Here is a 24,664-nt window from a genome sequence, read left to right on the forward strand (position 1 = left end):
ATGACCAGCAGAGTTTGCCATACACCCGGAACAAACTAGCGGTGCTTGTGTAACCTGGTTTGGCGCTTCAAGGAAGTATCCTTGGATTGAAACTTGCCAGAGAAGCAAAAAAATCCCGACTCCAGGAGTCCGGGATTTTTTGCTCTACAGCTACGCGTGTAACGTATTACTCCATCAGGTTCCATAAATGCAGATCAGTTGGCACGGCCTTTGAGAATGATGTTATTGGCTTTTCCAAAGTCGATTGCCACTTTACCCGTCAGTGCAGCTGTGCGTTCGGCCAGGACGACGGCATTAACTCCGCAGCAGAAGAGGGCAATGTCAAATGCATCCGGGTTGGTTTGAATCCACTGCAGTGTTTCTCCCATCTCTTCCCAACGATCAAAGGGCAATGCAGCTGCAATATTCAGATGATAGGGTTCCCGCATCAGCGTGTTATGCAGTGCCTCAAGCTCGCGGGTAACCAGCAGAATACGTTTGCCTGCGAGCATTTCCCAGAAGCGTGGTGTCTGAGCCAATTCCCGGTTCACGCAGGCATGGCAAGTGAGCGCAGGAGAGATGCCGAAATGGGCGAACACCATGTCGGTTAGCGGCCGTTTGAGATGGTCGGGGGCTTTGATTGAACTGTCTCCGTAGGGAAGCACACCGACGAGATCGGCCCGCTGCAGAGAAGCAGCCACTTCATCTCGGAGCTGCAGATTGGGAAGGGTAAGCCCTTTTTGTCCCAGATTCGCCTTAATGGTCCAGCGCTCCTGAAGAACCTGCTCCGTCGTCCATACCGTTTCCTGGGACATGACAATATTCTCGCCATCCCCAACGCGAACAAGAGAGAACGGACGCTGTTCTCTGATTGCCTCTTCCAACTGATCCAGCACACCATCCATTTCAAGATATTTTGAATTCATAGCAGCTTTTGGGCCTCCTTTGAAAATGGAACTGCTCTATTCTATGTTCGCGTTCCCTTAACGTTTTGTACGTTCAACCCGCAGGGCCAATCTTGGGGGAGTATATCAATCTATTTATATAGGAACTGGTGCAAGTGTCCGTACCGGTTCTATCTTCCTTTCATACGCTATAGAGTCGACTGCCAAAAACTATGAAATGAATCTATTCTCCGCGCAGGAGATTGGCAGATACGAAGGAGGAGGAAGGTTATGTCCAGGAAAGTCGTGATTGAGATTAATTTCAATAACTATGGGTTGGACCCGCAGCGGCTCACAAGAGAATGGTTGGAGCGGAGAATGAGCATTTTTCGCACCTTTACCTTGCACTCTCTTAAGGCGCAGACGAATCAGGATTTTCTGACCGTTGTGAAGCTATCCAAGGAGTCGGGAGATTTGATGCAGGAGATTCTTGCCCAGCAGGAGCCCCTTCCCAGCAATATTCGATTCGGGACCCATATCGAGAGTGTACGGGCGATTCTGGCCTTTGCAGAAGGAGCCGAGCACATCTATATTGCCCGTCTGGATTCAGATGACCTGTATCACCGGACCTTCGTCCAGCAGCTCTATGACGTGCAGCCACAGCCGCAGACGATGGCACTAATCAATCAGAACGGTTACCTGTGGGACAGCGTGAATAACGAGATGGCCCCGGCGTTTCACCGTTCGCCGCAATTCTATGTCTACTTATATAAAACGGCCGAGTATGCAGCAGGATACCGGGTGAAGCTCCCGGGCAGAGGGACGCATGGCAATGTCATCGATCTGCCGCACGAGCTCCTCGCTCCGCGCAATTACGTCAACATCGTTCATTCAAACAACACGTCGGTTAAAAAGGTACCGCCAAAAGACCGGTTAAGCCCGGACGAGATGGCTCAGGTATTACGTGAATTCATGAACTGACCAGGGAGGGATTCATCCATGATTAAAGGACAAACGATTCTGATCACTGGAGGAACAGGCTCCTGGGGTCAAAAGCTGACTGAGGTCCTGCTGGAACAGGACCCTGCCGAGATTCGCATTCTGTCGCGTAACGAATATGCCCAGATTGCCATGCAGCGGGAATTCAACCATGATGCCCGTCTGCGTTTCCTCATCGGGGATATCCGGGATTACCGCGCAGTGGAGGATGCGTGCAAGGGTGTGGACGTCCTTTTTCATCTGGCTGCATTAAAACATGTTCCGGTATGCGAGGACCAGCCGGACGAAGCGTTTAAAACGAATGTCATCGGTACGCAGAATATTATCCGCGCCGCGATCCGTATGCAGATTCCCAAAGTCATCGATGTCTCGACCGACAAAGCCGTAGATCCGATCAACGTATACGGCATGACGAAGGCTCTTGGCGAAAAAATGATGATCCGCGCCAATTGGCTGAGTGAACACACCCGGTTTGTCTGCATCCGCGGCGGCAATGTGCTGGGTACAAGCGGCAGTGTGGTGCCGCTATTCCGTCGCCAGATCGATGAAGGTAAAAGCTTGACCATAACGGATAAGGGCATGACCCGCTTTTTCCTGACTCGTACGGAAGCCATCTATCTGCTGCTTAAGGCGGCTGAGGCTGCGGTAGGAGGAGAGACATTTGTGATGAAAATGAAAGCCTGCAACATGACGGATCTGGCGTCAGTTATGCTGGAACAGGCCGGACGTCCGGCGAGCGACTACCAGGTTACCGGCATACGCCCAGGCGAGAAATTGCATGAAGTGCTGATTTCGCCTTATGAGGCGCCGCGTACCTATCAATATGATGAGCAATATTACGTGATCCTGCCGCAGGAACCGGACAAGCGCCTGAACGATGCATATCGTACACTGCCCCGAGTGACCTTCTCCGAGTACGGTTCGGACAGTGACTTGATGAAGCGGCAGGCCATTGCCGAATTTTTGCGTGCAGGCGGCTATATCGACTAACAAGGGAGGCGGAGCGTTTGGAAGTGGATCATATGCAAGACAGAATAAACAGCCGCTCCCTGAAAGCCGTCGTGATTGGTCTTGGTTATGTTGGACTTCCCATGGCGGTGGAGATGGCACAGGCCGGTTATCGCGTTCACGGGATCGATATAGATGCTTTCAAGGTAGCAAGACTTCGTGCGGGCGATTCGTATGTCATCGGAATTGAAGACGAGGCTATACAATCGCTAGCTCAAGCCGGGTTGTTTACAGCCGGTACGGATTATGCACCAGTAACGCAGGCGGATGTGATTGTTATCTGTGTACCTACCCCGCTGACGCCCGATCATCAGCCCGATATTTCATATATTGCTGCAGCGGTGGATGGCATGACTCCTTATCTGAAGGAGGGGAGCCTGGTTATATTGGAAAGCACGACGTACCCCGGCACAACGGAGGAGCATGTGAAGCAGCCGCTCGAAGCTGCCACAGGCTGGAGAACAGGCGAACAATTGTATGTCTGTTATTCTCCCGAACGGGTGGACCCGGGCAGTGTGAACTATGGTGTAAAAAATACCCCGAAGATTATCGGTGGTTCAACACCAGCCTGCCTATCCTATGGGAAAGAATTCTATGGCTCATTCCTCAATGAGATTGTTCCAGTCAGTTCAACGACCGTAGCCGAAACGGCGAAGCTGTTTGAAAATACATTTCGCAGCGTCAATATTGCACTGGTGAACGAGCTCACGCCTGCCTGTGAACAAATGGGCGTGAACATCTGGGAAGTGCTGAACGCGGCAGCAACCAAGCCGTTTGGCTATATGCCGTTCTATCCGGGCCCAGGCATCGGGGGGCACTGTATCCCCATTGATCCCATCTATCTGTCCTGGGCGGCTAACCGGCAGGGATCAGATCTGCAATTCATCACACTCGCAGACGCGACGAATCGACAGATGCCGGAGCGTGTGGTTCAGCGTGCAGCAGCGCTGCTGGAACAGGCAGGTACGCGGGTTCAGGGAGCACGCATTGTGCTGGCAGGCATGGCGTACAAAAAGGATATCGACGACTTGCGCGAATCGCCGGCGCTGGACGTTTTCCGCCTGCTGAGCGCAGCGGGAGCAGAGGTTGTTTTCACAGATCCGATGGTGCCGGTCTTCCGCAAGGATGATGGCTCTGTGCTTCAGTCTCAGCCCGCTGTGCCGGGCTTGTGGGCTTGGGCCGATCTGGTGATCATCACGACTGACCATTCGGGCTTCAATTATCAGGAAATGGCGGATCATGCAAAGCTCATCTTCGATACTCGGAATGCGACAGCCGGGTGCCATGGAGGCCATATTGTCGTGCTGGGACAGCCCGATCGGCCTGAGGCAGCAGCGTTGCAAAGTGTCCCTGCAATGAATGAAATGCCAGAGACAGAAGATGAGCAAAAGCAACACGTGCAGCCGAACACAGCGGAAGTTCAGGGTGGAGCCCAGGAAGAATCTGCACATCTTCAAGAGAAATCGGGGGATACCCATGGCGAATCATGATCGGGTAAGTGAACGGTACTATGGTGAGATCAACTCGGAAGATTCCCATGAAGCCACCCGGACCCGCATTCACTGGATGTGCCGGGAAGCAACCGGCAAACGCATTCTGGACGTTGGATGCAGTCAGGGGATTACCTCCATTTTGCTGGCGCGTGAGGGGTTTCGTGTAACAGGTGTCGATCTGGAAGAAGAGAGTATCCGGTACGCCCAGGCAGAGCTTGCCAAAGAGTCCAAACCTGTCCGGAACAATGTGGATTTTCGCATGCTGGACATTACGCAGTGGAAAGTAAAGACCACCTTCGATACAGTCCTGCTTGGAGAAGTGCTGGAGCATTTTGCCCATCCGGAGACATTGTTGCTTCAGGTTCACCGGCTGCTGCAGGAGGAAGGGACGCTGATCGTAACTGTGCCGTATGGTTATCATCCGTTCTATGACCACAAGCAGACGTTCTATGCAGGAAACCTGGCGATGTGCCTGATGCCGTATTTTGAAGTCTTGAAACTGGAGGTTCATCATAAATATTTATGTTGCGTGGCCCGCAAGCGGCGGAAAACGCAGCTGCATATGTCGCCAACCTTGAAACAAGTAACGGAGTGGATGCAGCTGGATCATCTGCACTTTGCCGAGGTTGAGCAGAACCATCTTCGTCTGATGAAACTGCGCAAGAAGGCGCTGGATCAAGCGGTAGAGCAGGTGAAACGGCTTCGTCGTCAGGAGAATGCGGAAGGGTAACGGGGGAAGGAAGATGTGGCAGCGCAAAGATAGCAGTAGATTGCAGGTCGTAGGTTGTACAGGGAGTTGATTGGGAGTAGGAGCATTCAGTGAGTAAGAAAAAAATAGCATGACGATTAGAACGAATACGCGTACTACAGGAAGGGGCACGGGAACGTGATCACCATCAGTCTGTGCATGATTGTGAAGAACGAGGAACGCACGCTTACGCGCTGTCTGGATTCGGTAGCCGGAATCACGGACGAGATCGTCATTGTGGATACCGGTTCATCCGACCGTACGATGGATATCGCTGCGCAGTATACCGACCGGATCTTCACGTATGAGTGGGCGGATGATTTTGCGGCGGCACGAAACTTCTCCTTCGACCAGGCCACGCAGGAATATATCCTGTGGCTGGACGCAGATGATGTGCTGCTGCCAGCGGAACGGGCGAAGCTGGAGAAGCTGAAGCAGCAGCTGCCGTCCGAGGGGGAGACGGCAGCTGTGATCTTGAACTATACGCTGGCCGAGGGGCCGGAGGGGAGTCCGCTTGTGACGGACCGCAGGCTTCGCCTGGTCAAGCGGGATGCAGGTTGCCGCTGGCATGGCCGGCTGCACGAGCAGCTCAGCTTCCCGGCGAGTGGGGTCATTACGGCAGACATTGCCGTCACGCACCGCCGCGAAGCGGGCCATCATTCGGCGCGTAACGTGCGCATTCTGCGCAAATGGATCGCCGAAGAGGGCGCAGCCCAGGGTCGCCTGCTGTTCTACTATGCAGGCGAATGTTATGACCGCCAGCGTTATGCAGCGGCGGCTCGGGGGTACGCGAAGCTGCTGGAGCAGCCCAGCGGCTATCGCGAGGATCGGCTCATTGCCTGTGCGCGGCTGGCGGAATGTTATGAGCGGCTGGGGCAGCCGGGACGCAAGCTGGGTGCTCTGCTGCAGTCGTTCCAGTACGATCTGCCGCATGCCGATTTCTGCTGTGCAATCGCGGCCTGTTTTCATGAACGACAGGAGCTGGTCTCAGCAATCTACTGGTATATGCAGGCTGTAGATGTGAGCAGCCGCGACACGGGTCTGCGGCCGGTACCCACAGCCTGCCGCAGCTGGCTGCCGCATGCACGTTTATCGCTCTGTTATGCCCATCTGGGCAATTGGGAACAGGCACTTATGCATAACACGAAAGCCCGTGAGTATCTGCCGAACGATCCCGGCCTGCTGGATAATCGTCAGAAGCTGGAAGCCATTTTACGCAAAGAGATTCGTAATCGAGAAGAGAAGGACGAGGCACAGTCTCGAAAGTAGAAGGAAGAATAACACTGTAGTGAAAGGGCGATAGAGAGTAGATTATTAGACGAAGCAACAAGATAAAAGTAAAAGACGTTGAGAGCTAACAGAAGTTTTAGAATTAGTAAAGTGTTGAAGTGGTGATAGGAATAGGATGAGAAGGTGTTAAGATGCATCTTCTGGGGCACGGTATAGTAAGTAGTAAGTTTGCTCTTAACGATGGGCAGTCTTGTGGTTAAAACCTGTATGGATCATGGAGCTAGAACAGTCGAGAATGCAAGGATAGGTAATAGAAGTGAAATAAGCAGCTCTCTTGCCTAGAGAATTTGGCGAGCGGAGCTGCTTTTGTGTTGGATTTTATTAGGGGATAAGCACCGCAAATACTGGTCCTTCATGCGCAGGCTTTTGCAGGCCCAGCCCCGGCCATCATAGATTTCGTCGTCGATGTTGAGCGTCATGGTCTCATCCGAGTATTCGCTCCAGTTTTCGATCCGAAGTGTATTTTCGCTCTCCCATTCGAGATGGTTATTCCCGTGATGCTCGGCGCGATAGATGGTTTTCACACGGGAGGCATCCGAATCATTCGTTTTCCTCACGTCCACCCAGATGGTTACTCCACCGGCTGCACCGCCGTAAGGTACACCGTAAATCTCAGCTGTATATTCTCCATTCCGTGAAGGCATAGAATAGCTCAGATCTCCTCGTTCAGAACGGTCAAATGTTGAGAAGTAAGGACGAAGGTTGAAATAGGCGACGAGCATGAATAACGGTATGAAGATCAAGAAGGTGAACGTTGTGAGGAAGGGATGTCTGCGTATCCAGGGCTTGCGGGACTTGGTTGTGGATGAACTCGAATTCGCTTGATGGTGGCGTTCCATTAATGCTTTGCCTCCTTTGGAGTCAAATGACATGGATATGTAGGTGGTTCTATTCGTAATCACTTAAAGCTGCATTAAATAATGATAGCACAGGGATTGTTTTAATGATTACAATGAAGTTAAAAATATCCTAATATGAGTGATATATCTTACTAGAGGTGCTGCAAATGAATGAACCTACGCTGAAAAAAGCAATGGATACGCTGGAGTTTTTAAGTCAGGATCGAGAGGCGCGTCGTTTGTATGAAGAGCGACAGAAGTATTTGCATGACGAAGCCTCAATGATTGAGTGGGCTACGGAAAAGGGGATAGCTCAGGGGAGAGAAAAAGGATTACTTGAAGGTGAAAAAAGAAAGGCTCTTGAAATTGCAAAAAATATGCTTTCGTTAGGAATTGAAGTTTCGGTTATCGCGAAAGCTAGTGGCCTGTCGGAGTCCGAAATTGAGTCGCTGAAAGATTAGCATTGGAGTACAATGAGCACACGAGCTGATTGGTGCAATTGATTATACCGCCGGGATATGAGTGTGGTTCGTTCATAACGAAAAAGCAATCGTTTGTCCAAACTGGATGAACGGTTGTTTTTGTATGGGCGATGCAGCTTCAAACGTTTTACAGTAAAACGCGGTTGCTCATTCGGGGCTGGCCCGTTAAACTAAAGAGAGCGGCGTTTTGCTTGACGGACAAGTCATGAGAACGCCATTTTGTTGTCAAGGATGCGGCAATGGTGCCGTGTTCGGATGTCAGAATCGGATGGGACCAAGCTGGTGGATGAACACCAGTGACAAGTAAGGAGTCTTTACATGAGTGTGCAAGCACCTACTTTAGAAGAAGCGCAGGGTCTCCTGCAAAAATATTATGGCTACCCCGACTTTCGCGAGGGTCAAAAAAAGATCGTGTCCAGCCTGCTTGAATACGAAGATACGCTGGGCATTATGCCTACCGGGGGCGGGAAGTCGATCTGTTATCAGATTCCCGCTCTCTTATATCCGGGACTGACACTGGTCGTTTCCCCGCTTATTTCATTGATGAAGGACCAGGTCGATGCGCTGACGACCGCCGGTATTGCTGCCGCTTATATTAATAGTACGTTAAGCGGCAAAGAAGTGAATGATCGCATCCGCGCGGCGCAGCGCGGTGAGCTCAAGCTGCTCTATGTCGCGCCGGAGCGACTGGAGCTGGACTGGTTCCGCGACGAGATGGGACAGCTGCCCATCTCCTGCGTGGCTGTGGATGAGGCTCACTGTGTATCACAGTGGGGCCATGATTTTCGGACAAGCTACCTGGCGGTAGCGCCGTTTGTGGACAGTTTGCCGGAGCGGCCGGTGGTTGCGGCCTTCACGGCGACGGCAACGCCAGAGGTCATGGGCGATATTCTGCGGCTGCTGCGTTTGCAGGACCCGCAGACATATGTGACCGGACTTGGGCGGGATAATCTGGCGTTTAGCGTACTGCGCGGCGAGAGCAAAAAGGATTTTGTTTTGAACTACGCGCGCGAGCATGCAAGCGAGCCGGGGATTGTGTACGCCGCGACCCGTAAGGACGTGGACGATCTGCATCAGCGTTTGCTGCAGGCAGGCTTGCCGGCAGGACGCTACCATGCGGGGATGACGGACGATGAACGGGCCCAGAGCCAGGAGCAGTTTTTGTACGATGATATCCGGGTGATGGTCGCGACAAATGCATTCGGAATGGGAATTGATAAATCCAACGTGCGTTACGTGCTGCATTACAGCATGCCGAAGAACATGGAGGCATATGTACAGGAAGCTGGTCGTGCGGGACGGGACGGAGAGCCGAGTCAATGCATTCTGCTGTTCGGGGCGCAGGACATTATTACCCAAAAGTTCCTGATTGAGCAGAACCCGATGGAGGGCGACCGCAAACAGAACGATTACCGGAAGCTGCAGCAGATGGTGGACTACTGTTACACGACACGTTGTTTGCGCAGTGCGCAGCTGGATTATTTCGGTGAAATACATGAGGACAAGCCGTGCGGCATCTGCAGTTCCTGTACGGACGACCGCGAGCTGGTGGATATGACAATTGATGCACAGAAAATCTTCAGCTGTATTCACCGCATGCGCGAACGGTACGGTGTATCTCTGGTGGCGTCGGTGCTCAAGGGCTCGCGTGCCAAGAAAGTACTGGAGTACGGCTTCGATTCCTTACCGACCTATGGCGTCATGGGCAATCGCACGGAACGTGAAATTGCCGAAATCATCAACGTCATGGTATCCGAAGGTTATCTGATGCTTTCCGAGGGACAGTATCCGGTCGTGCGTTTACAGCCGCTGGCGGTGGAAGTGCTGAAAGGCCAACGTGAAGTGATGCAGCGTGTGGTGCGCAAGACAGCGGCTACGGCCTCGGGTACAAACTATGGCGGACGTCGGGGTCGCGATGCGATGCCATCGGCGGTCAACGAGACGGTATTCGAGCAGCTGCGCCTGATCCGGCGCGATCTGGCGGCGAAGGAGCATGTGCCATCGTATATTATTTTCAATGATGCAACGCTTCGCGAGATGAGTGTGGTATGTCCGCAGACGGAACGTGACATGCTGATGATTAAAGGGGTCGGTGAGGTCAAGTACCGCAAGTACGGACTGCCATTCCTTGAGTTCTTCCAGAAGCAAACGGGCGAAGAAGTGGATACGGATGATGATGCATTTTACGAATATGAGTAAGTAAAAGGGCAAGGCTTCAATTCCAGAGGTGCTTATGAAATGATGGATTTTGAACTTGGATTTTGAATCGTGGATTGTGAATCATGGATTATGGATCGTGAACAAAACTTGAATCCAGTCACTGGCAAAGTTACATCGGTCGGAGTGTCTCGTGTGTCTCTATGCGGTGGACGAAATGAGATAGATTGTCTTTCATAAGGTGGACATTGCTTTTGAAGAAAGCGATGGTTGGCTTACACAGGATATGGTTCCGATGAGTGTCCATGGGTCAATATGTAGTATATTGGAGGGGCTCAGGGAGTGGATGTCTTTTTGAAAAGGGTGTCCACCCTTTGAAAGACAAAATTCGAATATGTCCATGATACGTGGAATGGCTATGTATAGAGATTTAACACGAACAGCATCCAAAGCTGGGTGTCGAAATAGGTTTACATGAACAGCATCCGGGACTGGATGGCTGTGGCGCTTTACTTTTACCAAAAAAATATGGTCTGGGTGTCCAGGCAAAGGTTGTGAACCATGAAGGTTATTCTCTCTACATTAAATGCAAAGTACATCCATACCTCGCTGGCTTTGCGCTGTCTGAAGGCGTACAGTGAGAAGGATTTTGATATTGAGCTGGCAGAGTATACGATCAAGGATCCAGTCATGAACATTGTGTCTGACCTGTATCAGCGCGGCGCGGACGTGATTGGATTCTCGTGTTACATCTGGAACATTGAAGAGACGATCAAGGTCATTGATAACCTGAAAAAGGTTATGCCTGACGTGAAAATATTGCTGGGCGGGCCGGAAGTGTCCTACGACACGGAATATTGGATGAACCGGATTCCCAATGTTGATTTCATCGTCATGGGTGAAGGGGAAGAGACGCTGCATCAGCTCCTGACGGAGCTGGAAGGAAGCAAGAAGTTCCACTTTGTGTATGGACTGGCGTATCGTAAAGGGGAAGAGGTCATTCTCATGCCAGGACGACCGAAGGCGGATCTGAACGATCTGCCGTCACCGCACCGGTTTGAAGAGGATATCCCGGATCTCGGGAAACGGGTTGTTTATTTTGAAACCAGCCGGGGCTGTCCGTTCAGCTGTCAGTTCTGTCTGTCCAGTATTGAGGTCGGCGTGCGATATTATGATATTGAGCGGACGAAGTCGGACATTCTGTATTTGATTAAGAAGGGTGCGAAGCTGATCAAGTTTGTGGACCGGACATTCAACATTAAGCGCGATTACGCGATGGAGATGTTCAAATTCCTGATCGAGAATCATCAGGGAACGGTGTTCCAGTTTGAAATTACAGCTGATATCATGCGTCCTGAGGTACTCGATTATCTGGCAGAGAATGCGCCACCGGGCACGTTCCGGTTCGAAATTGGGGTGCAGTCCACGAATGATCCGACGAATGAACTGGTGAAACGCCGCCAGAACTTTGCCAAGCTGAGCCGTACGGTGAACAAGGTCAAAGCCAGCGGGAAAATCGACCAGCACTTGGATCTCATCGCCGGACTGCCGGAGGAAGATTACAATACGTTCCGTAAGACGTTTAACGATGTATTTGCACTGGGGCCGGAAGAGCTTCAGCTTGGGTTCCTCAAAATGCTTCGTGGTACGGGTCTGCGTCTGGATGCGGAAAAGTACAACTACACGTATATGGATCATGCACCGTATGAGATTTTGGGCAGTGACGTGCTGCCATTCAGCGATATCGTGCGCTTGAAGCGGCTCGAGGATGTACTGGAGAAATACTGGAACGCACACCGGATGGATCATACGCTGAAGTATCTGATGGAGCAGGAGTTTGACTCGCCGTTCGACTTCTTCCAGGCGTTCGGGGATTACTGGGAGGGTCAGGGCTGGCAGAAGATTGGTCACCAGCTCGAAGATCTGTTCACCCGTCTGCACAGCTTCCTGGAATCGCGGAATACACCGCATATGGATATCGTGCTCGGCCTGATGAAGCTGGATTATTTCCTCGGCCACAAGTACAAACCACGCAAAATCTGGTGGGACGATGCGCTGGAGAAGGACCAGTGGGCGCTCTATATGAAAACGCTGGCTGAACGTCCCGAAGACGTTCGCCTGCCGCGCGTTGCCGGTGCCGCAGGCACGGCATGGCTGGAAAGCAGCGGCACAGGTACAGGTGCCGCTGCGGGAAGTTCGGCTGCTGCCGGGGAAAACTCTGCCGCAGATGCGGCGGGTGTGATCGGCAGCGAAGCTGCGGGGTCCGCCGCGGATGGATCGGCGGACGGTGGGGACGGCAGCGCATCGCGTGCGCTGCCGATGACCTCGGCCATGACCGCACAGACGGTCATGGGTGCCCGTGCTTTCGCCGACCTTGGTCTCGGCGAAAAGGAACTGCAGAAGCACGCCGTACTGGACGTGCTTCCGTTCCGGCTTGAGCGTGTGCTAGCTGGCGCCAGCCCGCTTGCCGCGAAAGGCCGGACGCTGCTGGTCGTTGTGTACCAGCAGCATGAAGACCAGCAGGCGCAGTATTACACGCTGCCGCTGGGAGAAGAAGCCGCTGCCATGTAGGTGCAGCGGCCAAGAAGAAGCTGCATAGGCCGCCGGATTGGCGTCATGCAGCAGAAGAAGCGCCACGGCTTTGCGGTCGTGGCGCTTCCCCATGAGGTGCTGCCCGAATGAGAGCAGCGCCTCACCCTTACGCGGCTTGCCATTGCACAAGCCGCGCTAATCTTTACCTTTTACAACAACTATATGTTCTGTAAGCATCGGAAGGTCGTCTGATTCCCCATGGGATGAGGGAGGGGCCTTCTATTTTGTTTGGAATGGTTAGAGAGCATTTCAACTAGCACCCAACAACTTGGATAGATATCACGGATTTTACTCCCATTGAATACCCAAATAGAGAAAGCGATGAAAAACGTATATTCGGATAGTTTGCTGCCCACCAATAGTTCCATTAAGACTGTATATCTAGATTGTACTTCTTCATGACAGAACCACGAAATGTCTCGTACTCTAATAATTCATTTGAAGTGGCCGATTGAGGTATACTGCTCTGACTGATCCCTTCCATGCTGAATTTCCCCCAGTTATCATTAATTAATCCATAGTCACCATAGGAGTTTCTTAGTAAAAAAAGAACACTTCTATCACCCTTTTGCAGTTCGACATAGTCATTAGCTGTATATTTGACGTCTCCCTTCAGACTTACGGGTTCAATGATCGTCAATTTGTTCTGATCAGAAGGGTAATCCTCAGGTTTCTTTAGTATCTTCTCAATCTTAATAGTTGTATTGGTGTGGAAGGACTGCATGATCCCATCATCAAATGTAGTAACGACATGCTCTCGATCTCTAAAGTCCTCTGTGGCATAACCAATGACAATCAGTTCAGCAAACGCATCTAACTTGTCTAGTTCACGTAAGGTTAATGAATTGGCCGAAAGGTTGATTACTTGTTGAATTGGCTCCTCCAGTTTCGATGGACCGTTCATATACGCGATTGTACTAACAGAGATAGCCAGCACAAATAATACAGAGAATAGTAGATGCTTTTTTTTGAAAAGAAACATGATCTCATCCTTTCGGTTACATATAGTTTCCTTCCAAGAATATTGCTTCATTTCTACTATACACATATCTGAAAATTATTGTAAATTAATTGTATAAGTCAGAAGAATTCAAGGAGGGCATATGAAGACCATCATTTATATGGTTAGGCATGCGGAGTCACCGTATACGGAAGGGACGGAAAGAACGAGAGGACTTACCTTGAAGGGCAAAGGGAATGCAGCCCAAATCACAGAAATATTAAAGGATGAAGGAATACATACTATCTTCTCAAGTCCGTATGCCCGAGCTGTCTTAACCTTGGAGGGGCTGGCAACAGCGCTGGGAATAGACATTCAGATCATGGAAGACCTTCGGGAACGACATTTTTCAGATGATCATATTAGGGATGAAGAATTTATGCCTGCTTCGAAGCGAATGTTTGAAGACCCTGATTATGCATTACCAGGAGGCGAGTCTAACACGGTTTGCCAGAATAGAGCTGTATATGTGTTCAAGCAAATTCTAGAAGAATACCAGGGGAAAAAGGTAGCTATTGGCACGCACGGACATGTCATGACGTTGATGATGAATTACTTTGATGCAAGCTACGGCTTTGATTTTTCTAATCAAACCAGCAAACCTGATATCTATAAGCTTCAATTTGAAGGGATGGAATTAGAGCAAGTGACAAGATTATGGGAAGCATAGGGTAAAAGTAATTGGTAGGTAGAGAGTAGTCATTGGGTTGAATAAAGAGAGGGATGGTATGGATGGAACAACAGGAATACGGCCGCTATTTACTAGCGATGGGCGGAGACGAATTTGATCCAGAAGATGATGAGGAGGTTGAAGCAGACCATTTCTATGGATTATTTCAGTGGTTTATGCCAACGGGAGCAGGGGTTGAACGAGTATTTGAGCCGATTCCAGACGGTCAGCGTTTTCTGGACAGAATACGTCCGATCTATGAGATGTTGAACCCAGAGGATTTCGCCGGCGAATATGTGCCAGGTTATTTCAATGGTGGGAATGAAGATGCTTCCGAGGACACATTGCATAGTCTGGGGGAGGAGTTAATCCAAAGATTGAAGCTCCTGTTCTCCAAGGTATCGGAGGATGACGAAGCGGCGGACGCAGCTAAGGAAGCATTCAGAGCTTTGTCATGTATGAAGGAAGTTGTTGTATTACAGCCAGGCGAAATTGGCAAGTTAGAGCAAAGATTGATTCAAGGTGCGGATGAAGAGGATAGTGAGGTCGTTTACGAAGCACTTGGAGACCTTCTTCGCTCGCGTAGCAATTACAACGAAAATATCGAACTGTTGAGTGAAGCATACTATTCCATCGCTTGCGATTATTGGGTTGCCTATTACTTGCAGTGGTCCCGCTATCAAGGTTTGCAGGAGGCTGAAGACTGCCTGTATCCATACTTTGAGCTATATCGCTATGGCTATAATCTACGTTGGACTCAGAATAAGCTATTTATTGGTAGACGCTCATGAGCACAGAAGAATATATCCAACACATGTTACAGGCGATCATTGAAAAATTACAAATCATAGTTAACGATCGAAGTAAGCAATCCTTCGGCTCTCTGGAGTATCTCTTGAACCATATGATAGAGTATAGGAATCGTAAACAATATTTGTCAAACGAGTGGCATATCAACACACCTCGTTGGCTAGGGGAATATGGAAATACACCGGAGGAAGAAGAGGTTTGTTCAGACATCCACAGTTTGCAGTTATACATTGCTGAGAAGTTAAAGGGTGGATGGGGAAAATAAAAGTTACATATTCCATTGCATACAGACGAATGCTTTGTGGGGACCTGCCGTAAGGCACTGTCATGTGAGTTTAATTGGAAGGAAAGATCAAAAGGGGATTTTCTCTAAATTGCATAATTGATGGATCCCAGTTACAACACAGAAAATGAAAGGATAGATATGAACCAAAAAAGATGGACGATACTTTTGTTTGCTATATTTATCTTAGCCGTTATATTCGTTTATCAATACTACATGTCAAACTATACCAATGAGGGCATAGCGGACAAGGTTTTGAATCAAGATGGGTATACAGTCACACTACGATCAGAACATATTCCAGTCGAAATTTTTGTGAAGCCTGAATGGATTACCTTTAACGTAAATGATCCAATGAAACAAGATATCAATGTAGCAGAGCTCCACAACTCTAATCTGTTGTTGGATGTGCTGAATAGAGGCAGCGATATTTATTTTACGTTTAGAACTACGTTTAATATGGAGAATCCCTCCGGGGTGTTCATTTATAATGGTATTTTTCATGAGGATGGAATCTCTACTTACACTTCAGCGAATGTGAGATTGTTCGATAAGAACATGAAAGAATTCTCCGTAGGTCAGACAGGGGTTGGTCCGGGCGCGTCATTCTCTTTTGGAATCGATCCAGAAGAACAGAAGCTTATACGAGAAGGGTTCTACGTGAAGTACGATGATTTTAATGTCTATAATTATGTGAAGGACAGCTTTAAATAGGATTGGAGATATTATTAGACTAGGCTTCTTGAGCCTCGTTCTCTTTGAGTGCTTTGAGCAAGCAACGTTAACTAAAGGAGAATCATTCATGTTCTATGTTAATGCCAGAGCTTTTATTGAACGTCAAGATAGGGACAGAACAGAAATCATAATTCAGACTCGAAATAAAAAGAATGAGGTTTCATTGGAATTGCCGGGCGGCAGATTGGAACTTTACGAATCCATCATAGATGCGTTGAGAAGAGAAGTATATGAAGAGACAGGTTTGACCGTTGTAGCCGTAGAAGGTAGTCACAAGCGAATAGATACATGTGGGATCAATCCGAATTTTGAAGTTGAATGTTTGGAGCCGTATTGTGTATATCAAACCATGAAAGGGCCTGTGGATTCTATCGGCATGTATTTTATATGTCAGGTGGAGGGGGAACTCTTACAAGAGGGTGACGAAACAACAAATATCGGATGGAGAACGATTGATGAGGTCTATGAGCGTATGATCGATGATCCAAGACAGTTCTCAGATGTGGATCGCGCAGGGATAATATATTATTTGAAGCACAGGTTTGGAAAAGAACTCGAAGGAGACTGAAGATGTAAGGAGTAATCCATGTGTATATAAAAGAAAGAAAGTATATTATTGTTATCATTGTACTTGTTGTAATTGTATTGGTGACGATATGGTATTTTAGAGTGGGATATTTATTAAGAAAACCAGAGATGCCCAACGCAAATATTGAGATTCAGACCCAAATGGTTGATGGTGGTACGATTAATTTAAGAAATGCAAATTACTCCGAAAATGAAATCAAGGTTGGATATGAAGTGAAAGGGTTCAGTCTGAAGGAGTATAATATTTCTTGTAAGCTTTATCATGACGGGAATTTAATTTCAACTTCTGGCTCAACAGGTGGAGGTCTGATAGAACTGGACGAAAAGCACTATTACTTTGTTGGTTTTGAGAATATAGATGAAAACGATCTGCCTGATTCTCTAAATCTAAAGGTTGAAATTATTGTGATACCCAATGATTCTGGACAAAAACCTATACCAGCTTCGTTTAATGTAAACCTCGATAAAGAAAGTAGAGCTTAATGTCCGCTGCTTTCTTACCACTCCGCAAGAATATATAAATCTGCTTGATAAGTGTAGATACTACACATAACATCATATTCAAGCTGCAGGCATAGGGCCTTGATTCGACAGGTGCTGGATACCCCAGCACAAGGATACGGGAACATGTTTCTTTAAGAGAGATACGCCAATCTTAACGTGAGGGTGATTCATGTGGAACGAGGACTCATTATATTTTTGAACGGAACGTCAAGTTCGGGGAAGACAAGTATCGGGTTGGAAATGAAAAAGCAGGGAGACATTCCGTTACATCATTTGTCTGTAGATCAATTTTTCCAGAATTATGACCAGTTTATCGACAGTACATACCCAGATATGAAACCTACAAGAGAATTGGAGCCTCATGTGATGACAGATATCCTTTTTGACCCGATTGTCTCATTGTTCTATTCAACCATTAAACTGTTTTCGGAGATGGGATTGAATGTTATTGTGGATACGGTCATTACCAATGACAAGTGGTTTAACGGTTTTTATGATTTGCTTTCGGATTATCCGATATTGTTTGTGGGTGTGCACTGCTCCAAGGAAGAACTCACCAGAAGAGAGCAAAACAGGGGAGATCGTGCAATTGGACTTGCCCATTCCCAGTTTGACTACATATATGCCTATGATGAATATGATCTTGAAGTGAATACGGAAGAACTCAGTTCAGCGGACTGTGCTGCAAAGATATTAGATTATATCCATTCCGAGCAGGAATTCTCGGCATTTAAGAAGTTGAGTAGAGGAGACTGAAGGAGATAAAACGCTCGTCTTGGCGGAGAAACCCCATTAATATTATTTAGCATAGAGCTTCTAACACACTACAACATGGTTCCTAGCAATAGGGACCTTAGTCTATATGTGGAGGTGAAGTAATATGAAAAGAAAAATTCTATTCATACCTTTCATATCATTCATTGTACTTTTATTCGGGTGTTCATCGTCGTCTGGAAGTTTTGCTTCAGATAAAATGATAAAAATAAAGAATGAAGTCTACATTACAAGTAATGAGACCGTTACAGAAGATGAACTAGTTGAACAAATAGGCGAGATAGAAGTAACTTCAACCAATGAGAGAGATCTTAATGAGGCGAACACTGTAAGTTCGAATACATATAAAGTAGGTACAAGGCTATTTAAAATGAATAACAAAGATACTAAGGATATGATTGCTGTGGAAGATTCTACATCCCTATATTTCATTGCCTACAACAACAAGTATACAGCAAAATAGTATCCTCCTTCTCCCTGCATGTCGCATTAGTCCGGCTGAAATGTCGCAAAAGTACATGGTAACGCGATGCGGAGATCGTTTATACTCTCCTTATGTTTCGATAATGAAAATCATTATCAGTATAATACATAAGGGGGATTCATCATGAATCATAGAACGAAGGGGCAAGCAGCTGGAAGCAATGCCTACATTGCCCACCAATCACGATTGTTAATGGGCCTGATGCTGGCTCTGATTCTTGTCCTGACGGCTTGCGGTGCCGGAGCAGGTACAGATAGTGGTAAGCCGTCTGCTGCAGCACCAGCGGAGACACCTGCGAATGAAGAAGTTCAGACGGTCGGAGCTTTCCCTGTAACGATCAAGCACATGAAGGGTGAGCTGACACTCGACGAAAAACCAAATAAAATTGCTGTGCTTGATGTTAAGTTTCTGGATCAAATGTTGGCCGTTGGCGAGAAGCCGGCAGGCAGTGTTATCGCTGGAGGCAACACCGATTTTCCAGAATACCTAGGTGATCAGCCGAGTGACGTACAGGTTCTGGGTACGCGGGACGAGCCCAATCTGGAAGCGATTGTAGCCTTGGACCCCGATCTGATTATCATGACCGACTTCCAGGAGAAACGGTATGAGAATGTAAGCAAAATTGCACCCACCCTTGTACTCGACTTCTACGAAGATTGGCGCGATACGTTAGCCACGGTCGCTAAGATTACAGACAAACAGGACGAGGCAGAGAAGGTGCGTCAGGCATATGAGGACAAAGTCGCTGGTCTGAAGGCGAAGCTGTCAGAGAAAATGGGAGATGAAACGGTAGCTCTGATCCGTCCGAGAAAAGAAGGTATTCGTGTTCATGGTATTGAGCATCGTACAGGCGGTATCCTGTATCAGGATCTGGGCTTGAACATGCCTGCACTCGTTGAGGGAATCAAGGATGATACCTCTGTTGAAATCTCAATGGAGAAGGTTCCTGAGATTGGAGCGGATCGTTATTTCGTACTGTCGGACGAACTGTTTGCCGCAGAAGCAGAGGCTATGATTAGCAATCCAGTCTGGAAGTCCCTTGATGCCGTGAAAAATAACCGTGCGTATGATGTGAATTCGACCCTTTGGATCGCATACTACGGACCACTTGCCATTAATCTGATTGTAGATCAGGCTTCGGAAGCCCTGCTCGGATCGAATTAACATGAACCAATATCTCTCGACAGACTTATGGCAACAAACGGTGGAGGATCATTCGATATGGCTTGGTGAACCGCCTGAACATAGTGTCCGTACCATTGCTTTGAGCGAGCTGCATGATGAATCTGCATGCCGAGAGTATATCAGCTGGTTCCAGGAGTATATCGATGCGCCTGACATGAAGGTTGCCGCTTCAATGCTAGCCAAGCGAATTGGCTATCTGTGGACTGCTCCGCTGGTGGAGGCGATGACCTTTCATCATCAGCATGTTTCCTTTGAGCTGGAGAACAGCTTCCTCTATCATCCGAAGCTCTCCGCTCATGAGGGGGGGACACGTTTTCCTTTTCTGGCGGTGAATCGGCTTCAGGCAGATGCAGTGACAGGAGACAGGGAAGTGTGGCGGGAAAGAGTAGTAGAAGAGATGTTTGCTGTACAGCTTACACCACTGTTAAAGACGCTTGCTGCAATTGCACCTCTATCGATGAGTATTCTCTGGGAGAATATCATGGTACGTATCGGCCGGCTGTATATACCTGATGCAGATGATGATGGACAGGAAAGCCAGCACGTTCAGCATGATTTTACTTATCTGACACAAGGCGCACCCGGGCAGGTGTTCGGTGTAAAACGTAATCCGTTTACCCGATTTACAGAAATACAAAACAACGCTCCTGTTGCGAAGAGCAAGCGCCTTACCTGCTGCTTGTACTATCAAATGTCAGAGGAGTATTGCAACAAATGTCCGAAAATTGACAATGAGAATGAATCTCAATTAAAATGACAGCAGCAACAACTTTACCTTTGCTATTGTCAGGAGATGAGAGAAATGCCGCTGCAAGAACAGACAAGTCCATGGAGTGATACGACGATCAAGATGCTTGACGTGTATAGCGGTACGTTGCAGCCAGGCAGTAGTCTTAGCGAAGCCGAATTATCATCAAATCTGTTGCTGCTGGCCGGTGGCGGAGAAGGGGAGCTTGCAATGAATGGTGAGGTTTGCCACATTGGAGCTTCTTTTGCTGCTCATGTGATAGAGGGATCCTCCTTTACGCTGACTGCTACCTCAGACAACATCGATTATATCTTGATCATGTATAAGGCAACCTCCATGGAAGGAGTCTCCCTTGTTCTGCCCTCGCACCGCAATCACCCGCTGCGTACTTCGTTTGTTGAGCATCCGCGAACTCAGGCGGAATGGGTCCAGCTGGCAGAGAAAATTGCAGCGAAATGGAGTAGGGGCGAAGGGCTGGAGCGTTTTCACACCAATGCACTGCTGCAGGGGATTCTCTACGAACTCATTATGGAGTATGAACGTGGTCAGGGCGGGACAGCGTCAGACATGGTGGATGTTGTCGCTGCGTACATAGAGGGGCATTATCGCCGGAATCTGGAACTGAAAGAGCTGGCGGCACTTGCGGGATGCAGCGTAAGACAGCTGCAGCGACGGTTCAAGCAGGAGAAGCAAATTGGACCGATGGAGTACGTCATCCAGCTGCGGATGGAGAGTGCATCGCGAATGCTCCGTCATACGGATGCTCCCATTGGGGAAATTGCAGATAGAATGGGCTATCGCGATATGTATTATTTCAGCAGGGCATTTAAGAAATACCATGGAGTTCCTCCGCAGTTCTATAGGCAGACTGCTGCTTCGAGAGCAAGTGCTCTCTCTGTGTATCCCTTGCCGCAGAACCGCATGGCTTCCTGGTATGAGTCGTCAAAAGGCATCGTGATTTGCCATCTGAGAGGTCAATATGATGTCACCATATCTCCACAGCGTATTGCTGTACTTGATGTGCAATATGCGGATCATCTGCTTGCACTTGGATTGACTCCGGCAGGCAGTGTAGGATCGGGAAGTGCGGCGTTCCATTTCCCTCAATATATCAGGGCCAGACTTCAGGGTACCGAATTACTTGGAACGTATGAGTATCCCGATCTACCTGCGGTGGAACGACTGTCTCCGGATCTGATTATATGTACGGAGGTGCATGAACCGCACTATGAACGGTTAAGCCGGACCGCTCCGGTTCTCATGTTTAAACGCAATGAGAGCTGGCAGACCATTCTGAGTCTGTTCGGTGAGCTGACAGGCAAGCGAGCAGAGGCCAAGCGGATCATTGCAGATTATCATCGACGAACTGCATTATTGTCAGAAGAACTTGCTCCTGTACTGGCAGGTAAGAGCGTGGCACTAATTCGTCCGTTTGAGTCAATGGTTCGGGTACATACAGCCTCACATCGTACAGGCGCTGTGCTCTATCGAGACCTGGGTCTGCCTGCCCCGTTATTTGTAGCCGATCCCTCCGACACGGCTTATCATATTTCGGTTGACAGACTGCCGGCCGTACATGCCAGCCACTACTTTTTGCTTAGCAGCGAAATCATGCAGGAGGGGATGTCTGCTACAGAGCAAAGTGTCTGGGGGATGCTGGATACCGATGAGCGACAGCATATATATTCCGTAGATGCCGCGACATGGATCGGCTGTTATGGACCAACCGGCATCAATGGCATCATCGATCAGATTGCTCAGGCTTTGTTGGCTTGAGAGCGCCATCCTGAAAATGATAACCCCCTAAGAAACCGTTCCTTGTAAAGTGGAAGTGTGCGCAGCCACATACCTAAGGGACGGTTTCTTTTTACACATAACATACCTAGGCGAGTCATCTTAGGGATATCTCGCTATTAACGGAATGCCAGGAACGACAGAATGTTGAGGTCGGGCCTGGTCGACTTCTTCAATCGGAAATGGTCCCAATTAGGATGTCTTCGGCCCCTTTCCCTGCGTTAACTGTTGGTCTGCCGTATGTTGGTGCCGAAATTGTCCTGGGGTAAATCCTGTTCTGGCCTTGAATATTTTGTTGAAATAGCTGACGTTTGCGTACCCAATCTCCCGGCAAACCTCCTCAACGGAAGCATCTGTCTGCTTCAACAGCTCCATGGCACGCTTGATGCGCAGCTGGATGAGATAGTCATTAACCGTCATGCCCGTTGACTCCTTGAAGATGCGACCCAAGTAGGACGAACTGCGTTTTACGTGTTCGGCCACGTTATCCACAGAGATATTCTTGTTGTAATGGTTGTCCATGAATTCGGTGGCCAGCTGAAGGGTCACATCCGTCATTTTGGAGCGCTTCTCCCGGTGGTAGTCGATGATCTTGTTACATATCGTTAACACACATTTCTCCATATCCTGAACGGTTTCGGCACGCGCCAGAGCATCGGTATAGGACGACCCTTCGCCGATAACAGCGGTCACCTCGCCGCCAGTCTGAACAAGTGTTTTAACCAGCTCCCCGCTTAATTGAACATACAGCTGATGAATATTGGCTTTACCCAGCCTTTGCTTTAGCACCTCCCGGGTGATGGCCCGGATCACGGCAGTACATTCCTCTTTATCCGTCTTCAGCAGGGATTGCTGCAGCTTCGTTTCGAGTTCGTACGGATAATAGTAGGTACCTTCTTCCGATTTCCATTCATCAAGGATCGAATAGGGCAGAATTTCGCCCTTCCCAATGTAGATTTTCATATTTAGTGCCTCTTGAGTCTCGTTGTAAGCTGCACGCACGGCTTGTTCTCCGGAGTGAATACGGCTGACAGCGATGGTCACAGAGATCCCATAACGACTGAGAAAATATGATTTGAGGCTTCTGGCTTGTTCCACAGGAAAGGTATCATCGGCATCCGGATGCAAGGAGAGAAGGATGACCGTATGCCTGCTGTCTTTGACAAAAATCTCTCCATCGATATCTTTTCCCAGCTCTTCCATCAGACTGTACTGGAGCAGATGGGAATGAAATATATCCTCCGATCCCCTCAACGGCTGATGCTCTTCGAGCTCAAGGGTCAGGATGGAAAAACGATTGAAATCAAGCTGTAATCCAAGCAGCTCTGCCGCATGGTCGGGTCTGTTTGGTGCTTCTTCTGGAACGTTGCCCAGAATGAGATCGTTCAGATACTTTTCCTTAATGGCCGTGCGATTTCCGGTGAGGAGTTCATCTACTTTTAGCTTTTCTTTGATTAAAATATCGCGGTTACGTGTCATCTGCTCAAAGGAATGACGGATAAAGCCGGCTTCATCCGTGCTGCTGGGAGCACCGGATCTGTCGCGTCGTTCGGATTCTTCCGAGCTCACAATATAGGAAATCACACTTTGCAGCGGACGATATAATCTTCTCGATAAAACATAGGAAATAGCAACAGCAGCCGTTATATATAGGATGGCGACTGTCCAAATGAGGACTTTAATTCGGTTCATGCCTTGCAGAAGGACAGATCGTTCGGTGATATCGACGAATCGCCAGCCTGTCATATTGGATGCAGTGTAGGATACGATCTGATCGGAATCACCAATATAGTAGCCGCTCTCCGATGATACCTGTTCGGCATCCCACTGCTGAAGGAGTGCTTCTCTGTCATGAGCATCGGAATAGAGGAGTTCACCCTGTGGACCAATGACCATGATGGTGCCTTTCTTGCTATTGTAATGACTTAAGTAGTCAGCGAAGAGTCGATCCAGATTCAAATTAATGACGATCGCGCCCTCCACTTGGCCAATCAGTGGCATCTTCTGAATCAGGGAGGTCGCAGGATGATCCGGAGAAAATCCATTCGATCTTCCCGTTAACCAGACGGTACGAGATGATGAGTCTTGATTTAAGGTATCCAGCCAGGACTGGTCAGCAAAGTCGGATATAGGAGATGTCTTTATCTCCGGACGTGATGTCAGGACAAGTTCAAGCGGGGCGTAGTACAGATAGATGGAATCGATGTAGGGACTGAGCTTTTTTTGCTCTTCTACAAGAGTGGATAGATCAATTAACGAACTAACAGAGAGCTTGCCTCCGATGGTATGGTATACATAGGATTGAGCCATCAGCAGACTATTGGCCGCATTTCCGATGGTGGTCAGCTCCTTATGAATCAGCTCCTTCTGCTGAGTCAAGACAGATTCATTATAACTGATAGCATTACGGACACTGTTATCAGCCGAAATCATGTAAGTGACCGAAGAAATGAGAACAACAGTGATCAAAGCTATGGCAGTCATCGATAGGAGCAGTTTCACGAACATGGAGTTATTTTTCATGGCTAAAAGTCCCCTCATGGCAATCCCTCCTTACCTCAGATGTGGTAGCGCTTACAATAAAATTCGATGATCTCAACAGTTGTGCAGTCCATTAT

General features: G+C 48.6%; 22 protein-coding genes and 1 pseudogene. 19 read left to right on the forward strand and 4 right to left on the reverse strand.

The window, feature by feature from the left end; genetic code table 11:
• Positions 1-194: 194 nt before the first annotated feature.
• Positions 195-905 (reverse strand): GT-D fold domain-containing glycosyltransferase, encoded by a 711-nt coding sequence (locus tag F4V51_RS07360; RefSeq protein WP_153977465.1) that lies wholly within the window; start codon positions 903-905, stop codon positions 195-197.
• Positions 906-1,154: 249 nt separating this feature from the next.
• On the opposite strand from F4V51_RS07360, the gene F4V51_RS07365 reads away from it, so the two are divergent.
• The 5 genes from F4V51_RS07365 (at position 1,155) to F4V51_RS07385 (ending at position 6,380) form a co-directional block, all read left to right on the forward strand.
• Positions 1,155-1,844 (forward strand): glycosyltransferase, encoded by a 690-nt coding sequence (locus F4V51_RS07365; RefSeq protein WP_153977466.1) that lies wholly within the window; start codon positions 1,155-1,157, stop codon positions 1,842-1,844.
• 18 nt (positions 1,845-1,862) lie between these two features.
• On the forward strand, positions 1,863-2,852 hold the full coding sequence (locus tag F4V51_RS07370; protein ID WP_153977467.1) for a polysaccharide biosynthesis protein: 990 nt from the start codon (positions 1,863-1,865) through the stop codon (positions 2,850-2,852).
• A gap of 23 nt (positions 2,853-2,875) precedes the next feature.
• Complete coding sequence (locus F4V51_RS07375; protein WP_236146790.1) at positions 2,876-4,360, forward strand: nucleotide sugar dehydrogenase; 1,485 nt, start codon at positions 2,876-2,878, stop codon at positions 4,358-4,360.
• Positions 4,347-5,093: a class I SAM-dependent methyltransferase gene (locus tag F4V51_RS07380; protein ID WP_153977468.1), complete on the forward strand. Its 747-nt coding sequence runs from the start codon at positions 4,347-4,349 to the stop codon at positions 5,091-5,093. The genes F4V51_RS07375 and F4V51_RS07380 overlap by 14 nt, the downstream gene beginning before the upstream one ends.
• A gap of 156 nt (positions 5,094-5,249) precedes the next feature.
• The gene (locus F4V51_RS07385; protein ID WP_236146713.1) at positions 5,250-6,380 is read left to right on the forward strand and encodes a glycosyltransferase family 2 protein; all 1,131 of its coding nucleotides are present in this window, start codon (positions 5,250-5,252) and stop codon (positions 6,378-6,380) included.
• Positions 6,381-6,679: 299 nt separating this feature from the next.
• Here the strand turns inward: F4V51_RS07385 and F4V51_RS07390 are convergent, their stop codons facing one another.
• Positions 6,680-7,240: a DUF5412 family protein gene (locus F4V51_RS07390; protein ID WP_153977469.1), complete on the reverse strand. Its 561-nt coding sequence runs from the start codon at positions 7,238-7,240 to the stop codon at positions 6,680-6,682.
• A gap of 155 nt (positions 7,241-7,395) precedes the next feature.
• Here F4V51_RS07390 and F4V51_RS07395 point away from each other — a divergent pair.
• The 3 genes and pseudogenes from F4V51_RS07395 to F4V51_RS07405 all read left to right on the forward strand — a co-directional run.
• A pseudogene (locus F4V51_RS07395) lies at positions 7,396-7,701 on the forward strand (Rpn family recombination-promoting nuclease/putative transposase); the annotation flags it as partial.
• A 339-nt stretch (positions 7,702-8,040) separates the two neighbouring features.
• The gene (gene recQ, locus F4V51_RS07400; RefSeq protein ID WP_095360484.1) at positions 8,041-9,921 is read left to right on the forward strand and encodes a DNA helicase RecQ; all 1,881 of its coding nucleotides are present in this window, start codon (positions 8,041-8,043) and stop codon (positions 9,919-9,921) included.
• 519 nt (positions 9,922-10,440) lie between these two features.
• A complete protein-coding gene (locus F4V51_RS07405; protein ID WP_153977471.1) occupies positions 10,441-12,450 on the forward strand; it encodes a B12-binding domain-containing radical SAM protein in 2,010 nt (669 codons plus the stop codon).
• Positions 12,451-12,838: 388 nt separating this feature from the next.
• Here F4V51_RS07405 and F4V51_RS07410 read toward each other — a convergent pair whose 3' ends face one another.
• Positions 12,839-13,453 (reverse strand): hypothetical protein, encoded by a 615-nt coding sequence (locus tag F4V51_RS07410; RefSeq protein ID WP_153977472.1) that lies wholly within the window; start codon positions 13,451-13,453, stop codon positions 12,839-12,841.
• A gap of 121 nt (positions 13,454-13,574) precedes the next feature.
• Between F4V51_RS07410 and F4V51_RS07415 the strand changes: the two genes are divergently transcribed.
• The 11 genes from F4V51_RS07415 to F4V51_RS07465 all read left to right on the forward strand — a co-directional run bounded on the left by F4V51_RS07415 (position 13,575) and on the right by F4V51_RS07465 (position 22,028).
• Positions 13,575-14,141, forward strand: coding sequence for a histidine phosphatase family protein (locus F4V51_RS07415; protein WP_153977473.1), 567 nt, complete (start codon positions 13,575-13,577; stop codon positions 14,139-14,141).
• Positions 14,142-14,203: 62 nt separating this feature from the next.
• Positions 14,204-14,932, forward strand: a complete 729-nt coding sequence (locus F4V51_RS07420; RefSeq protein WP_153977474.1) for a hypothetical protein — start codon at positions 14,204-14,206, stop codon at positions 14,930-14,932.
• Positions 14,929-15,216 carry a hypothetical protein gene (locus F4V51_RS07425; protein WP_153977475.1) on the forward strand — a complete coding sequence of 96 codons (288 nt, stop codon included), beginning with the start codon at positions 14,929-14,931 and terminating at the stop codon, positions 15,214-15,216. The genes F4V51_RS07420 and F4V51_RS07425 overlap by 4 nt, the downstream gene beginning before the upstream one ends.
• A gap of 273 nt (positions 15,217-15,489) precedes the next feature.
• Positions 15,490-15,948, forward strand: a complete 459-nt coding sequence (locus tag F4V51_RS07430; RefSeq protein ID WP_153977476.1) for a hypothetical protein — start codon at positions 15,490-15,492, stop codon at positions 15,946-15,948.
• Between the two features lie 88 nt (positions 15,949-16,036).
• Positions 16,037-16,537 (forward strand): NUDIX hydrolase, encoded by a 501-nt coding sequence (locus tag F4V51_RS07435; RefSeq protein ID WP_153977477.1) that lies wholly within the window; start codon positions 16,037-16,039, stop codon positions 16,535-16,537.
• A gap of 20 nt (positions 16,538-16,557) precedes the next feature.
• Positions 16,558-17,040 (forward strand): hypothetical protein, encoded by a 483-nt coding sequence (locus F4V51_RS07440; protein ID WP_153977478.1) that lies wholly within the window; start codon positions 16,558-16,560, stop codon positions 17,038-17,040.
• 192 nt (positions 17,041-17,232) lie between these two features.
• Positions 17,233-17,817, forward strand: coding sequence for a chloramphenicol phosphotransferase CPT family protein (locus tag F4V51_RS07445; RefSeq protein ID WP_153977479.1), 585 nt, complete (start codon positions 17,233-17,235; stop codon positions 17,815-17,817).
• A gap of 124 nt (positions 17,818-17,941) precedes the next feature.
• Positions 17,942-18,298: a hypothetical protein gene (locus tag F4V51_RS07450; protein WP_153977480.1), complete on the forward strand. Its 357-nt coding sequence runs from the start codon at positions 17,942-17,944 to the stop codon at positions 18,296-18,298.
• A 144-nt stretch (positions 18,299-18,442) separates the two neighbouring features.
• Positions 18,443-19,483 (forward strand): ABC transporter substrate-binding protein, encoded by a 1,041-nt coding sequence (locus tag F4V51_RS07455; RefSeq protein WP_153977481.1) that lies wholly within the window; start codon positions 18,443-18,445, stop codon positions 19,481-19,483.
• 1 nt (position 19,484) lies between these two features.
• Positions 19,485-20,261, forward strand: coding sequence for a (2Fe-2S)-binding protein (locus F4V51_RS07460; RefSeq protein WP_153977482.1), 777 nt, complete (start codon positions 19,485-19,487; stop codon positions 20,259-20,261).
• Positions 20,262-20,306: 45 nt separating this feature from the next.
• Entirely contained in the window at positions 20,307-22,028 is a 1,722-nt protein-coding gene (locus F4V51_RS07465; protein WP_153977483.1) for a helix-turn-helix domain-containing protein, read from the forward strand.
• A 210-nt stretch (positions 22,029-22,238) separates the two neighbouring features.
• Here F4V51_RS07465 and F4V51_RS07470 read toward each other — a convergent pair whose 3' ends face one another.
• On the reverse strand, positions 22,239-24,587 hold the full coding sequence (locus F4V51_RS07470; protein ID WP_153977484.1) for a helix-turn-helix domain-containing protein: 2,349 nt from the start codon (positions 24,585-24,587) through the stop codon (positions 22,239-22,241).
• Between the last annotated feature and the right edge of the window lie 77 nt (positions 24,588-24,664).

It is taken from the genome of Paenibacillus xylanilyticus (assembly GCF_009664365.1).
Taxonomy (GTDB): domain Bacteria; phylum Bacillota; class Bacilli; order Paenibacillales; family Paenibacillaceae; genus Paenibacillus; species Paenibacillus xylanilyticus_A.